Genomic DNA, 14,354 nt, shown 5'->3' with positions numbered 1-14,354 from the left:
CGCGTCAGTCGACGGCCGGCGCCATCTCGCCCCTGCCGCGCAGCAGGGGCAGCAGGTGGTGTTCGACGGCGGGGGCGAGGCGCAGCTCCGGGTCGAGCCCGTCGGTCCAGCGCAGGGCGGACAGTTCGGCCGCGGGGACCGGATCGCCGCTCAGGGTCGTGGCGAAGACGGTCAGCCGCATCGGTACACCCTCCAGGGCCGCCGTCTCCTCCACCACCGCGAGCCGTTCGAGCGCTCCCGGCGTGACCCCCAACTCCTCGTGCAGCTCGCGCACCAGGGTTTCTTCCGGCTCTTCTCCCGGCTCGGGCTTGCCGCCGGGGATGTAGAAGATGTCCGGCGCCGCCTGCTTGCTGACGACGAGCAGCTTCCCGTCCTCGACGACGGCCGCGGCGACGACCTGCATGACGGTGGGGTCGATGTGATCCATCCACGCATTGTGCACGTGTCCCGTAGGCTGGTCGGCGCAGCTGGTTCGCCCCGTCCGCCAGGCGGGATGCGTCGCAAGAGGGAACCCGGTGGGAATCCGGGACTGCCCCGCAGCGGTGAGTGGGAACGACCGCCGTCATACGCACTGGGCCCGAGGAACGGGACCTGGGAAGCGACGGCCAGTAGGAGTTCCGTACGTGTACGGGACGCGCCCGCGAGTCCGAAGACCTGCCAACTGCCCGTGCCCGCACCACGCGTGCGCGGACATCCCGGTGACCTCGAGGGCGGGTCGGCGTACATACCGAGCGGACCACCGCGCCTCGCCGCGCGACGTCGCGCCGCCGGTCTGTCGCTCCTTCGCGCCTCACGGGTCTTCGGGATCTCAGGGATACGACTCTCGAAGGAGAATCCGTGACCACCAGGACCGCATCCGAGGCAGGCCGGGCCACCGTGTTCGGCTACCCCCGCCAGGGACGGCAGCGCGAGCTGAAGAAGGCGATCGAGGGCTACTGGAAGGGCCGCGTCACCGCTGACGCCCTCCGGGCCACCGCCACCGGACTGCGCCACGCGAACTGGCGCGAGCTGACCGCCGCGGGCATCGACGAAGTACCCACGGGCGACTTCTCGTACTACGACCATGTGCTCGACACCAGCGTCATGGTCGGCGCCGTCCCCGAGCGCCACCGCGCCGCGGTGCGGGCGGACGCGCTGGACGGCTACTTCGCCATGGCGCGCGGCACGCAGGACGTGGCGCCGCTGGAGATGACCAAGTGGTTCGACACCAACTACCACTATCTCGTACCGGAGTTGGGCCCGGACACGGTGTTCGCCGCCGACTCCACCAAGCAGGTCGCGGAGTTCGAGGAAGCTCGCGCGCTGGGGCTCGCCGCCCGGCCGGTCCTCGTCGGTCCGGTCACGTACCTGCTGCTCGCGAAGCCGGCGCCCGGGGTCGCCGCCGACTTCGATCCGCTGACGCTGCTCGACCGGCTGCTGCCCGTGTACGCGGAGGTCCTGGCCGACCTGCGCGCGGCCGGTGCCGAGTGGGTCCAGCTCGACGAGCCCGCCCTCGTGCAGGACCGCACCCCGGCCGAGCTCAACGCCGCCGCCCGCGTCTACCGCGACCTCGGCGCCCTCACCGACCGGCCCCAGCTGCTCGTCGCCTCCTACTTCGACCGGCTCGGCGACGCCCTGCCCGTCCTCGCCAAGGCCCCGGTCGAGGGCCTCGCCCTCGACTTCACCGGTGCGGCCGCGGCCGATCTCGACGCGCTCGCCGCCGTGGGCGGGCTGCCCGGCAAGCGTCTGATCGCCGGTGTCGTCGACGGCCGCAACGTCTGGATCAACGATCTGGCGAAGTCCCTCAGCACGCTCGGCACCCTGCTCGGGCTCGCCGACCGGGTCGATGTCGCCGCCTCCTGCTCGCTGCTCCACGTTCCGCTGGACACGTCCCTGGAGCGCGACATCGAGCCGCAGATCAGGCGCTGGCTCGCCTTCGCCCGGCAGAAGGCCACCGAGATCGCCACGCTCGCCAAGGGCTTGGCCCGGGGCACGGACAGCATCACGGCCGAACTCGCCGCCAACCGGGCCGATCTGGCCTCGCGCGCCGGTTCGCCGATCACCCGTGACCCGGCGGTCCGGGCCCGCGCCGCCGCCGTCACCGAAGCCGACGCCCGCCGCTCCCCGTCGTACGCCGAGCGGGCCGCCGCCCAACGAGCCCACCTGGGCCTGCCGTTGCTGCCGACGACCACCATCGGCTCGTTCCCGCAGACCGGTGAACTGCGCGCCGCCCGCGCCGATTTGCGGGCCGGACGCATCGACACCGCGGGCTACGAGGAACGCATCAGGAACGAGATCCGCGACGTCGTCTCCTTCCAGGAGAAGACCGGGCTCGACGTCCTCGTGCACGGGGAACCCGAACGCAACGACATGGTGCAGTACTTCGCCGAGCGGCTCACCGGCTACCTCGCCACGCAGCACGGCTGGGTCCAGTCCTACGGCACCCGCTACGTCCGCCCGCCGGTCCTGGCCGGCGACATCTCCCGCCCCGGGCCGATGACGGTGCGCTGGACCACGTACGCCCGATCGCTCTCCGACCGTCCCGTCAAGGGCATGCTCACGGGACCCGTCACGATGCTGGCCTGGTCCTTCGTCCGGGACGACCAGCCGCTCGGCAACACGGCCCGCCAGGTCGCCCTCGCCCTGCGCGACGAGGTCGACGACCTCGAGGCGAACGGCACGTCGGTGATCCAGGTCGACGAGCCCGCCCTGCGCGAGACGCTGCCGCTGCGCGCGGCGGACCACGCCGCCTACCTCGCCTGGGCCACCGAGGCGTTCCGCCTCGCCACCAGCGGCGTACGCCCGGACACCCAGATCCACACCCACATGTGCTACGCGGAGTTCGGCGACATCGTCCGCGCCATCGACGACCTCGACGCCGACGTCATCAGCCTGGAGGCCGCGCGCTCCCACATGCGGATCGCCCACGAGCTGGCGGAACACGGCTACCCGCGCGAGGCAGGCCCCGGGGTCTACGACATCCACTCGCCCCGCGTCCCGAGCGCCGAGGAGGCGGTGGCCCTGCTGCGTAAGGCACTTGAGGCGATCCCGGCCGAGCGGCTGTGGGTCAACCCGGACTGCGGTCTGAAGACCCGAGGCTGGGCCGAGACCCGCGCCTCCCTGGAGAACCTGGTCGCGGCGGCCCGCACCGTCCGCGAAGAGCTGGGGACGTCCACGTCCTGATCCGCTCCCGTCCGCGTCGGGCCGGGGCACCGCGGTACCCCGGCCCGGGGCCTCCTTTACCTCCGCTTGGTACGCTGCCGATGCCTCCCGTGGGGGAAGCCGGTGAAAATCCGGCACTGACCCGCAACGGTGTGCGTGGCCTGCTCAGGTCACGCGAGTCCGATCGCCCGCGGCAGGTGTGCGACCCGTCGACCGCTCGCCGTGGACTGCGAGCAGGGACCGCCAGGGGCCCCGGGCCGTACTGGTGCCCTGCGCGATCCGCCGGTGGCGCCAACCCGGAGGATGTGCGCCCGTCTTGTCCCGCACCACCGCTCCACGTGCCCCTGCCGCCGTGCCCGCTGCCGCCCCCGCGCCCGTCGCACGCGGTCGCATACCCACGGCCCCGCTCGTCGTGGGGCTCGCGCTCGTGCTGCTCGCGTCGCTCGCGTGCGGGGTCGCGCTCGGTGCGACGGGGATGGGCCGGGGCCAGGTGCTGCGGCTCGTGTGGGCCGGGCTGAGCGGGGGAAGTCTCGGCGCGGACGACGCGGGCGCGTACACCATCGTGTGGGAGATCCGTTTCCCGCGCGTGGTGCTCGCGGCTGTGGTCGGCGCGGGTCTCGCCGCGGTCGGGGTCGCGGTGCAGGCGCTGGTGCGCAACGCTCTGGCCGATCCCTTCGTCCTCGGCATCTCCTCGGGTGCCGCCGTGGGCGCCAACGCGGTCATCCTGTTCGGCGCGCTCGCCGGGTTCGGCGTCTGGGCGCTGTCCTTCTCCGCCTTCGTCTCCGCGCTCGCCGCGACCGTCCTCGTCTACGCGGTGGCGCGCTCCCCGCTCGGACTCAGCCCGCTGCGTCTCGTCCTGACCGGCACGGCACTCGCCTACGGGTTCCAGGCGGTCACGACCGTCATGGTCTTCGGCGCCGAACGGGGCGAGGCGGCGCGCTCCGCGATGATGTGGCTGCTCGGCAGCCTGGGCGGGGCGACGTGGCCGAAGGTGCCGGTGGCCGCCGCGACGGTGCTCACCGGCTGGCTGTGGCTCAGACTGCGGTCGGGCGCGCTCGACGCGCTCGCGATGGGCGACGAGACGGCGGCCGCGCTGGGGGTGCCGCCCGACCGGCTGCGCCGTGAACTCTTCGTCGTGACCGCGGCCGTGACGGGCACGGTCGTCGCCGTGAGCGGGGCGATCGGCTTCGTCGGGCTGATGGTTCCGCACCTCGTGCGGATGCTCGTGGGCGCCTCGCACACGCGGGTGCTCGCGGTGGCGCCGCTCGCCGGGGCGGTTCTTCTCGTGTGGGCCGACGTGCTGTCGCGGGTGCTGCTCGCGCCGACCGAACTGCCTGTGGGCGTGGTGACCGCCGCTCTCGGCGTGCCGGCGTTCCTGCTGCTCATGCGGCGCGGCGGTCACGCTCTCGCGGGGCGCTGAGTTCCCGGGTCCCCGCCCGATCACCGTTCCACCCGTACCCGTAGAAGCTTGTTCCTGTTCTGGAGGAGGAGACGTGCGGCTCGACGTCGAAGGCGTGTCGGTCGAGGTGGCGGGCGCGCGGCTCGTCGACGAGGTCACCCTCGACGCGCCCGCCGGAACCTTCGTGGGACTGGTCGGGCCCAACGGCAGCGGCAAGTCGACGCTGCTGCGGTGTGTCTACCGGGCACGGCGACCCGACGCGGGAGTCGTCCGGGTCGGCAGCGAGGACGTGCACGGCATGACGCCCCGGGGCGCGGCGCGCCTGCTCGCCGCGCTGCCGCAGGAGTCGGCGACGGACTTCGATTTCACGGTCACCGAGGTCGTCGCGATGGGCCGCCTGCCGCACCGCGACCGCACCGCCGCGCGGGACCGCGAGATCTGCCGACGGGCTCTGGAGCGGGCCGGGGTGGCGCACCTCGCCGCGCGCGGCTTCCTGTCGCTCTCCGGCGGGGAGAAGCAGCGCGTGCTCATCGCCCGCGCGCTCACCCAGGAGCCGCGGGTCCTCGTCCTGGACGAGCCCACGAACCACCTCGACATAGCCCACCAGCTCGACGTGCTGCGCCGGATCCGCGCGAGCGGGCCGACCGTGCTCGCGGCCCTGCACGACCTCAATCTCGCCGCCGCCCACTGCGATCGGCTGCACGTCCTGCACGACGGCCGGATCGTCGCCTCGGGCCCGCCGGACGAGGTCCTCTCCCCCGAACTGCTCGCCGACGTCTTCGGCGTACGGGCACACCGGGTGCGCCATCCCGAGAGCGGTGTCACCCAGTTCCTCTTCGACCCGCTGACTCACTGACCGACCCGCATCCGCATCCCTGGAAGGCTCCTGTGCGCACATTCCTGTCCTCCGCCTCGCTCGGCCTCGCCGCCGCCCTCGCCCTGACCGGCTGCGGCGCGAGAGTCGCACCCGACGACAAGGCCGCGACGTCGCGGGCGGTGACCGTCACCAACTGCGGCAAGAAGGTCACGTACGACCGGCGTCCCGAGCGGGTGGTGACCAACGACGTCGGCATCACCGAGCTCATGTTCGCGCTCGGCCTGGAGGACCGGATGGCCGGATACGTCATGCCGTCCGACAAGGGCTCCGTCGACGGTCTGCCGTACAAGGACGCGTACGCCGAGGTGAAGTGGCTCTCCAAGGACCGCATCACCAAGGAGACGGCGCTGTCCGCGCGCGCCGACCTCGTCTTCGCCGGCTGGAACTACGGCTTCAGCGACAACGAGCTGACGCCGGACGAGCTGCACAAGGAGGGCATAGACACGTACCTGCTCACCGAGTCCTGCCGCAACGCCCGCACCGGCACCTCGCGCGGCATCATGCCGCCGCTCGACGCGCTCTACACGGACCTGACGAACCTCGGCCGGATCTTCGGCGTCGAGGAGCGCGCCGACAAGCTGATCAGGACGTACAAGGCGACGGTCGCCGGCGTGCGCGCGAAGGCACCCCGGGGCGCGGACCGGCCGAAGGTCTTCCTCTACGACAGCGGTCAGGACCAGCCCTTCACCTCGGGCCGCTACGCCGCTCCCGAGCAGATCATCGGCGAGGCCGGCGGTGTCAACCTGCTGCACGACCTCAAGGACTCGTGGACGACGGTCGGTTGGGAGACGGTCGTGAAGCGGAACCCGGACGTCATCGTCATCAACGACTACGGATCGCCGAGCGCCGAGCAGAAGAAGAAGTTCCTGCTCTCGTACCCCCCGCTGCGGAACGTCTCCGCGATCAAGAACAAGCGCATCTACACCCTGGACTACGCCGACCTCGTGGAGAGCCCGCGCAATCCCTCGGCGATCGAGCGGCTCGGGGCGTACCTGCGCCGGACGAGCGGGTCCTGAAGGTCGCTCAGCCCGTCAGGCAGCAGTCCCCGCACGTTCCGCCGCCCGGGGCCCGGTAGAAGAGGCAGCAACTGCGGCGGCGGAACGTCAGGTCCCGGCCGGTGATCCGGCCGGTGCCGCGCAGCCGCCCCGTGTCCAGCAACTCCCGGGTGAGAGCGGTGAGTTCTCCGCGCAGGTCGGGTCGGGCCCGGAGCAGGACCGCCGCCGATCCGACCAGCGCGGAGGCGGCGTTCCCGGCCAGCAGGCCCGGTGCGATCTTGACGGTGAGCTGCCTTTCCAGGGTCTCCAAGGGGCCGTTGACCGCGGCGTAGACGGTTGCCGCCAGGGACGAAGGGCTCGCGGTGGGGTGCTCCTCGGGTTCGGCGAGGCGAAGCGCGGGGCCGCCCTCCGCCCACTCCACGGTGCTCAGGTCCGGCACGATGCCGTGCAGGAGTGCGCAGGCCAGCACCGGTGACCAGAGGCGGGCCGCCAGTCCCAGCTGCGCGATGGAGAAGCCGACGCGGGCCTCGTCCGTGCCCCAGCGATCGTTGACGGTGCGGGCGAGCACCGCGAACTCCGCGGGGGTGAGTCGCCCGCTCCCCCGATGCCCGCGCCCCGCCGCCGTCCCGAGGACGAAGAATCCGCCCAGTCCCGCGACATCGTGCAGCGCCTCGGCCACGTCCGTGACGGGCGCGCCCTGTGACGGCCCGCTCATGGTGACGTGACCCGGCGCGGCGGGGTGAAGGTGTACAGATCGAGGATCTCCGGGCAGGGGGCGACTCCCGGTCCCCCGGCACTGACCCACTCCGCTATGTCCTCGGTCGCGTCACGATCGTTGACCAGGCCCAGCCAGACCGGTCGGGCGCCCGCCGCGCGTCCGGCCGTCGACGGCTGGACGACGATGACGTTGGCCTGGTCACAGACGTCGAGGCACTCCGAGACCCGCACCGGGGCGATCTCCCGCAAGCGTGCGGTCTGGGCCGCGTGATCGCCCGTCACCTTGGCGCTGCCGCAACAGCAGTCGCGGCACACCACCACCCGGCAGGGAACCCCTCGGTCCCGCCCTGTCTTCGCCGTGTCGGCCGGCCTCTTGGGCATGCCGCCTCACCCCTCTCACCGGGGAAGTCCGCCCCGGGGTCCGTCGAGGAGGCGACCGCGTGAGTCTCCTGGCTCTCGGGTCGATGCTCGTCCCGGCCTTCCCGCCCGCCGGGGGCAGTGGCTCTTCGGGATCCGCTCGCCGATCACAGTGGCGGTACCGCACCGGATTCGCACCGGTTTCCTCTGGCCGCCGTCGCCCATGTCGTCGGCCATCATGCCATCCGGGCCGCGGCGCCGATCGACGCCCTACGTCCACAGCCACAGCCACAGCCACAGCCACAGCCACAGCCGTAGGGCGTCGATCGTCACCGCGGTGACCGCGAACTACGAACCCGCCTCCTTCAGTTGCGGCTCGATCCGGAAGATCTGGCCGTCGACCTGTCCGACGAGGCTGTGCCCGGAGACCATCAGCTCGGGGGCGATGCCCGCCCGAACCGGCCTCTTCGGCAGCTCGACCGCGCCGCGCCAGCGCACCGCTCCGCTGTCCAGGTCGACGCCGACCATGTGGCCTGTCGGGTCGAGGTAGTACGCGACGCGGCGGCCGAGGTCCACGGCGGCGTCTGAGGTCAGCTCCTTCGCCATGGGGGCGTCGAGGTCCTCGCGCAGCGTGAGCCCGAGGTCGCGGGACCACATGCGCCGGCCGTCCTGGGCCGAGCGGGCGACGGCGGTGTCGCCGCCGCCCGGCAGGATCCTGCCGTCGACGACCTTCCCCATCGGGATGCCGTCGACGCGGTGCTGCGTGACCTTGCCGGAGCCGGTGTCCACGCGGGTCAGCGTGGCGGGTCCCGGGTCGCTGAAGAACTTCTGCCCGCCCGCGAGGCCCCCGAGGAGCACGGTGTCGCCGTCCGTCCCGATGTGCATGGTCATTCCCTTGACGGTCGCCACTGTCCGCGCCTCCCCGGTCTTCGGGTCGAGGCGGACGACGCTGCTCGGCTTCGGCGACTTGTCACTGTCCGGCGAGCACACCAGGTAGGGAACGCCTCCGATCGAGGCCGGGTCGCAGTCGGCCTGCTTCCACTTGTACGTCCACAGCGTCCGCCCCGTCCTGTCGTCGAGCGCGGCCACGCTCTTGAAGGTGGGGGTGTTGGCGAGGATCCCGCCGTCGAACCGCACGGCGGCGAACTCGTCGCGGCTGTCGTCCGCCATCTTGTGCCGCCACAGCACCTTGTGGCTCTCGACATCGACGGCGACGAGGTCGGTCCCTGCCATGTCTGCGCCGGGCGAGTGATCGGCGTAGGTGTACAGGACTCCGTTCCGCGTCCCGGCCAGGGATCCGGACGGCGTGCTGCCGCCGTGCGGGTCTCCGGACTTCCGCTGCCAGTCGATCTTTCCGTTACGGACGTCGAGGCCGATCGCGTCGTATGCGCTTCCCCGGCAGTAGACCGCGCCGGGACCGAGCGTGCAGGCGTCCCAGGAATCGGTGGGCAGCGTGGTCCGCCAGAGCAGCTTGCTCTCGGTGCTCATGCCGGAGGCCGGCGACGGTGCGGCTTCGTGGCCGGTGCCGTTGGTGGTGAGGACCGTGCCGATGGTGATGCCGGCGATGCCGAGGACCGCGCCGGCCACCCGCATCGTGTTCCGGCGCCGGCGGCGGCGCAGGATGCGGTCGGCGACGCCCGTGGAAGCGGCGGGCTTGTCGGGGGTCCAGTCGTGCAGGACGTCCCGGATCACGTGGTCCAGCTGGTCGGCGTTCATGCGCGGGCTCCCTCGGGGGCGTTGCTGCTCGTGACGGTGAGCGCGTGCTGCGCGGGGGTGCCGAGGTCCGGCGCGAGGCGGCGCAGCCGGGCCAGGGACCGGTGGGTGGTGGAGCGGACGGTGCCGACCGAGCAGCCAAGGGTGTGCGCCACGTCCGTCTCCGACAGGTCCTCGAAGTAGCGGAGGACGAGGATCGTGCGCTGCCGCGGGGTGAGCCGGGCCAGCGCCTGGCCCACGGCGATGCGCAGGTCCGCGGCGTGGGTGCCGTCGGCGACGCCGAGGCTCTCCGGCGGCGCGGCGAACGTCGCCTCACGGTGCGGCCGGCGCAGCCGCCACCGGCTGACCTGCTGGCGGTACATCACCTTGCGCACGTAGCTCTCGGGGTCCTCGACCTGCCGCCAGCGGTCCAGCGCCTTCATGAGCGCGGTCTGGACAAGGTCCTCGGCCTCGTGCTGATCGCCGCCGGTGAGCAAGTTCGCCACGCGGAGCAGGGCGCCCCACCGGGAGTCGACGAACTCCCGGAATCTCTCGTGGTCCTGCGGGTCCATGGGCCCTCCCGTTTCTTGACGCCCCCATAGACGCGTGGAGCACCGGCAATCTATGTCTGCTGTTCCGAACCGGTTCGCCGGGCGCCCGATCGGTACGCCCCGCACCGCGCAGGGTTCTCCCGCTGCCCGGTGTGTGGTGGCTTTCGTGGCGGAAGGCTAGTCTCACGCCACGGTCGGCCGGTTGACGAGATCGGTCGGCCGGTCGATCCGAACGGAGGCGCCCAGACCGTGAACTGGTCCCCCCTGACCGGCTCCGCGCGCGACGTGGCGCTCGCGGTGCTCCTCGACGGACCGTTGCCGCGCGGCGAACTGGCCCGCCGGCTGCGGCTCTCCGCGGGCAGTCTGACCCGGCTGACCAAACCGCTGGTCGCGGCGGGCCTGCTGGTGGAGATGCCGGTGGAGCACGACCCGCTGACCGGCCGTCCGACCCGGCCGCTCGACATCCGCCCGGCGGCGCACCACTTCCTCGGCGTGAAGCTGACCGCCGACACCGCGTACGGGGTGGTCACGTCGATGCGGGCGGAGATCCTCGCGCACGGGCGACGCCCGCTGCCGGACCGCGACCCGGGGACCGTGATCGCCGCGGTCGCCGAACTGGCGCGGACGCTCCGGGAGGGGCGCTGCCCGGGCTTCACCGCGGCGGGCGTCAGTCTCGGCGGGCAGGTCGTCGACCATGCGACGGTGGCCAGCGCACGCTATCTCGGCTGGCGGGACGTCGCGTTGGGCCCGGCGTGCGGGGCGGCGCTCGGCTGCCCGGTGGTCGTCGACAACGACCTGGTCTCGCTCACCCGGGCCGAGCAGTGGTTCGGCGCGGGCAAGGGGTACGACGACTTCGCCCTGTTGACGATCGGCGAGGGCATCGGTTATGGCCTGGTCACGCACGGCCGGGCGCGGACGGGTCCGGACGCCGCCGTCGGCCTGCTCGGCCACCACCCGCTGGACCCGCTGGGGCCGCTCTGCTCGGAGGGCCACCAGGGGTGCGCCGAGGCGATGTTGACGATCCCGGCGATCCGGCACCGGGTCTCGCTGGGCCTCGGCCGCGACGTCGACTACGACACCTGCCTGGACCTCGCCGCGGCGGGTGACCCGGTCGCCGCCCGCACGGTCGGGGACGCGGCGACGGCCCTCGGCCGGCTGACCGCGGCCGTCGGCAACATGACGATGACCGACCGCGTCGTCCTCAGCGGCGACGGCATCCGCCTGGCCGACGTGGGCCGCGCCTCCTTCGACGCGGCGCTGCGCCAGGGCCGCAATCCGTACGCGAGCACGCTCGACGTCGTCGTCCGGCGCACGGACTTCACCGACTGGGCGCGCGGCGCCGCCGCCACCGCCATCCAGACGTACGCCCTGGGCAGCGGGCCGTCCGGGACGTAGCACCGGCGGCGGACCCCGCCGCGGCGCGGGCGTATCCCGCGCGCCTGCGGGGCAGGTCCAGGGGGCCGGGCGGGCCGGTCGAGGGCGGGGCGGACAGGGAGGGCGCGTGGCGATGGCCGAGGAACGTACCGGGGTGGAGCTCTCGGCGAGCGGAATCGGGCTGGCACTCGCCGGTGCTCCGGTGCTGTCCGGGATCGCCGTGCCGGCCGTGGGGCCCGGCCGGGTGCTCGGGATCGCGGGTGGCAGCGGCGCGGGCAAGACCCTGCTCCTCGAGGTGCTCGCGGGGCTGCGGGCGCCCGACGCGGGGCGGGTGTCGGTGCAGGCGCCGCCGGGTGCGCTGCGCCACGGATTCGTGCCGCAGGACGACATCGTGCACCGGGCGCTGCCGCTGCGTACGGCGTTGGAGTACGCGGCCCGGTTGCGCGGCACGGACCTTGCCGAAGTCCCCCTGGTTATGGACGAGTTGGGGCTGAGCGCGGTGGCCGGGCAGCCGGTGCGGACGCTCAGCGGCGGGCAGCGGAAGCGGGCCGGCATCGCGATCGAGCTGCTGTCGCGGCCCCGGCTGCTGTTCCTGGACGAGCCGACGTCGGGGCTCGACCCGTTGGCCGGGGCGCAGTTGACGGAGTATCTGACGCGGCTCGCCGCGACCGGCGTCACCGTCGTGTTCACCACGCACACGCCCGCGGACCTGCTCCGCTGCGACCAGGTGCTGTTCATCGCGCCGAACGGGCGGCCCGGACCGTCGGGCACTCCGGACGAGCTGCTGCGGACCTCGCCGGACAGAACACTGGAGGCGCTGTACTCCGTAGAGGCCGATACGGCACCTCAAGAGGCGGCCACAGAGCACGAGTTGACGCGTACCGCGTTCACGCCGGCCACCGGCAGGCTGCGCCAGTGGGCCGTCCTGACCGGCCGCGATCTGCAGTTGCTGCGGCACGACCGGCTCACCGCCGCCATCACGATCGGCTCACCGCTGATCATCATCGCCATGTTCGCGCTGCTGTTCCGGCCGGGCGTCTTCGACCTGGACGATCCGTCGCCCGCGGCCTCGGCGATGGTGCTGTTCTGGATCGCGTTCGGGGCGTTCTTCTTCGGGCTCGCGTACGGACTGCCGCAGATCTGTGGGGAGTTGGCGGTGCTGCGCCGCGAGCGCAGGACCGTGCTGCGTCTTGGCCCGTACCTGCTGGCCAAGCTCACCGTCCTCGGGCCCGTGCTGCTGTTCGCGGACGCGCTGCTGCTCGTGGTGCTGCGCGCCCTGGACCGGTTGCCGCAGGCCGCGCTGTCCGTGCATCTGTCGCTGTTCGTGACGACGGCGCTGGCGTCGTTCGCGGCGCTCGCCCTCGGCCTGTGCTGCTCGGCGCTCGTCTCCGAAGCCAGCCAGGCCGCGCTGGTCCTGCCGTTGCTCTGCTTTCCTCAGGTGCTGTTCTCGGGCGCGTTCGTGCCCGTGCCGCGGATGGCCGCGGGCGGCCGCTGGATCAGCGTGGCGATGACCAACCGGTGGGCGTTCGAGGCGCTCGGCTCCGGTGCGGACCTCGATGAGCTGTGGCGCGGCGGCGGCGCGGAGGGCCGGGCGCTGCTCGCCTCGTACGGGGACAGCTTCGGGCGCGCGGCCTGGTTCGGCTGGGTGGTCCTGGCCGGTGTCGCCGTGGTCCTCCTCGTCGCCGCGTGGCTGGTGCTGCGCCGCCGCTGCCCGGCGGCGCACCGGCTCGGAAGGTGACCCGGGCCGCCGACTCAGCAGGACAGGCGCGGGGCCAGCGCGCCCGTGGCCGGGGTCGCGGCGGCGAAGGTGTCGCGCAGGAAGTCCAGGAACCGGTCGATGTCGTCGGCGACGTTGGCGATGCCGGGCGAGACGCGCACCGCGCCGCCCGACGGCAGTCCGAGCCGCTCGATGTAGCCGTCGATCGTGTCGGCGCGCCCGCGGCCGCTGCCCGTGCGCCGCAGCAGTCGCGGAGTGATGGCGAAGGCCTCCTCGCCCGCCCCGGGATTGCAGAAGCAGCCGGTGCGCACCGAGATGCCCGCCGCCGAGGACTCGCGGGCCACGATCCGCTCGTCGACGATGCGTCCTCGCGGGTCGAGGACGTTCAACGCGACGGTGCCGCCCCGTCCTTCGGTGCCGCGCGGGCCGTAGACGCGGACGAGCGGGCGGCCGCCCGGGTGCCGCAGCGCGGCAAGGCCGCCGAGTAACCGGTCGGTGAGGCGGGTGACATGACGCGCGACGCGGTCCGCGCCGATCGACTCGTACCAGTCGAGGCCCGTGGCGATCTGCGGCACGGAGTGGAAGTCCGGTGTGCCGTCCTCGAACGCGGCGGGGGCCTGGGCCATCCGGTGCCAGCGCGCCTGCGCGCTCACCACCTGGATGGTGCCGCCCGCGAACCAGGGCCTGCGCAGCACGGCTAGCGCCTCGCGCCGCGCCACCAGGCTGCCGACGCCTGACGGGTAGCCGAAGACCTTGTACCAGCTCGCGACCACGAAGTCGGCGGGCGTCCGGCGCAGCGACAGCGTCCCGGTGGGCAGGTACGCGGCCGCGTCGAGCAGCGTGTGCCAGCCCGCGTCACGGGCCCGCTCCACCCACTCCGGCGGATGCCGTACGCCGCTGAAGTTGCTCTGCGCCGGATAGCAGAACAGGCCTCGGCGCCGTGCCGCGAGCGCGTCGCGCACGGCCGTGCCGTCCACCCTCAGCTCGTCCCCGGAGAACGGCACGAGGCGTACGCGGGCGCCTGCCGAGCGGGCGAACTCCCTTACCCCATTGACGGAGTTGTGGTTGTCCTGCGTGAGGAGCAGCGCCGGGCCCGTGCGGCCGCGGAACGGATAGGACTCCCCCACGAGCTTCACCGCCTGCGACGCGTTGGCCGTGAACACCACCGTGTACTCGGCCGGGTCGGCGTCCAGGAACCGCAGCACCCGCCGCCTGGCCGCCTCCACCAGTTCGGTCGAGGCCGCCGAGGCCGGACTCTCCGTGTGCGGATTGCCGAACGCGGCGCCACGCAGCCGTGCCGCGTGCGCGTCGACCAGCGCGCGCGGCACCGGTGTCGCGCCGGTGTGGTCGAGATACACCTGCCGTGTCGCGTCCAGATACCCGAAGTCGTCGGCGCGCAGCCCCGCGAAGAACTCGTCGTCCTGCCCGTCGTGCCCCATGCCACCCCGTTCCGGCGGCGGGCGGTTCCACCCCGGTCTCGCGCGCCGCCCCTCGCCTGTCGCCCCTCGCCGCTCATCTCTCGGCCTGGCCGCAA

12 protein-coding genes and 3 riboswitches are annotated in these 14,354 nt (G+C 73.0%); of the genes, 6 read left to right on the top strand and 6 right to left on the bottom strand.

The window, feature by feature from the left end; genetic code table 11:
- Nucleotides 1-4: 4 nt before the first annotated feature.
- Nucleotides 5-427 (bottom strand): NUDIX domain-containing protein, encoded by a 423-nt coding sequence (locus B072_RS0135015; protein WP_018534647.1) that lies wholly within the window; start codon nucleotides 425-427, stop codon nucleotides 5-7.
- A 24-nt stretch (nucleotides 428-451) separates the two neighbouring features.
- Nucleotides 452-677, top strand: a riboswitch (cobalamin riboswitch).
- Nucleotides 678-837: 160 nt separating this feature from the next.
- Between B072_RS0135015 and metE the strand changes: the two genes are divergently transcribed.
- The 4 genes from metE to B072_RS0134995 all read left to right on the top strand — a co-directional run bounded on the left by metE (nucleotide 838) and on the right by B072_RS0134995 (nucleotide 6,433).
- On the top strand, nucleotides 838-3,162 hold the full coding sequence (gene metE, locus B072_RS0135010; RefSeq protein ID WP_018534646.1) for a 5-methyltetrahydropteroyltriglutamate--homocysteine S-methyltransferase: 2,325 nt from the start codon (nucleotides 838-840) through the stop codon (nucleotides 3,160-3,162).
- A 57-nt stretch (nucleotides 3,163-3,219) separates the two neighbouring features.
- Nucleotides 3,220-3,352: riboswitch (cobalamin riboswitch) on the top strand.
- Between the two features lie 105 nt (nucleotides 3,353-3,457).
- Nucleotides 3,458-4,561, top strand: coding sequence for a FecCD family ABC transporter permease (locus B072_RS0135005; protein ID WP_420707605.1), 1,104 nt, complete (start codon nucleotides 3,458-3,460; stop codon nucleotides 4,559-4,561).
- Nucleotides 4,562-4,634: 73 nt separating this feature from the next.
- Nucleotides 4,635-5,396, top strand: a complete 762-nt coding sequence (locus B072_RS0135000) for an ABC transporter ATP-binding protein (RefSeq protein ID WP_018534644.1) — start codon at nucleotides 4,635-4,637, stop codon at nucleotides 5,394-5,396.
- A gap of 32 nt (nucleotides 5,397-5,428) precedes the next feature.
- Complete coding sequence (locus B072_RS0134995) at nucleotides 5,429-6,433, top strand: ABC transporter substrate-binding protein (RefSeq protein WP_018534643.1); 1,005 nt, start codon at nucleotides 5,429-5,431, stop codon at nucleotides 6,431-6,433.
- Between the two features lie 7 nt (nucleotides 6,434-6,440).
- On the opposite strand, the gene B072_RS0134990 is transcribed toward B072_RS0134995, so the two are convergent.
- The 4 genes from B072_RS0134990 to B072_RS0134975 all read right to left on the bottom strand — a co-directional run bounded on the left by B072_RS0134990 (nucleotide 6,441) and on the right by B072_RS0134975 (nucleotide 9,750).
- A complete protein-coding gene (locus tag B072_RS0134990; protein WP_026246617.1) occupies nucleotides 6,441-7,127 on the bottom strand; it encodes a (2Fe-2S)-binding protein in 687 nt (228 codons plus the stop codon).
- A complete protein-coding gene (locus B072_RS0134985; RefSeq protein WP_026246616.1) occupies nucleotides 7,124-7,510 on the bottom strand; it encodes a hypothetical protein in 387 nt (128 codons plus the stop codon). The genes B072_RS0134990 and B072_RS0134985 overlap by 4 nt, the downstream gene beginning before the upstream one ends.
- A gap of 61 nt (nucleotides 7,511-7,571) precedes the next feature.
- Nucleotides 7,572-7,695: riboswitch (cobalamin riboswitch) on the bottom strand.
- Nucleotides 7,696-7,834: 139 nt separating this feature from the next.
- Entirely contained in the window at nucleotides 7,835-9,202 is a 1,368-nt protein-coding gene (locus tag B072_RS0134980) for a PQQ-binding-like beta-propeller repeat protein (RefSeq protein WP_018534640.1), read from the bottom strand.
- Entirely contained in the window at nucleotides 9,199-9,750 is a 552-nt protein-coding gene (locus tag B072_RS0134975; RefSeq protein ID WP_018534639.1) for a SigE family RNA polymerase sigma factor, read from the bottom strand. Before B072_RS0134975 ends, B072_RS0134980 begins: the two co-directional genes overlap by 4 nt.
- Nucleotides 9,751-9,978: 228 nt before the next feature.
- Here B072_RS0134975 and B072_RS0134970 point away from each other — a divergent pair, with 228 nt between their 5' ends.
- Both B072_RS0134970 and B072_RS0134965 read left to right on the top strand, forming a co-directional pair.
- Nucleotides 9,979-11,124, top strand: a complete 1,146-nt coding sequence (locus B072_RS0134970) for an ROK family transcriptional regulator (RefSeq protein ID WP_018534638.1) — start codon at nucleotides 9,979-9,981, stop codon at nucleotides 11,122-11,124.
- A 112-nt stretch (nucleotides 11,125-11,236) separates the two neighbouring features.
- Nucleotides 11,237-12,841 carry an ABC transporter permease gene (locus tag B072_RS0134965; RefSeq protein ID WP_018534637.1) on the top strand — a complete coding sequence of 535 codons (1,605 nt, stop codon included), beginning with the start codon at nucleotides 11,237-11,239 and terminating at the stop codon, nucleotides 12,839-12,841.
- A gap of 14 nt (nucleotides 12,842-12,855) precedes the next feature.
- Here the strand turns inward: B072_RS0134965 and B072_RS0134960 are convergent, their stop codons facing one another.
- Nucleotides 12,856-14,259 (bottom strand): aminotransferase class V-fold PLP-dependent enzyme, encoded by a 1,404-nt coding sequence (locus B072_RS0134960; protein ID WP_018534636.1) that lies wholly within the window; start codon nucleotides 14,257-14,259, stop codon nucleotides 12,856-12,858.
- Nucleotides 14,260-14,354 lie beyond the last annotated feature (95 nt).

This window comes from Streptomyces sp. HmicA12 (assembly GCF_000373565.1).
Taxonomy (GTDB): domain Bacteria; phylum Actinomycetota; class Actinomycetes; order Streptomycetales; family Streptomycetaceae; genus Streptomyces.
This window is presented reverse-complemented; position numbering and strand designations above follow the sequence as displayed.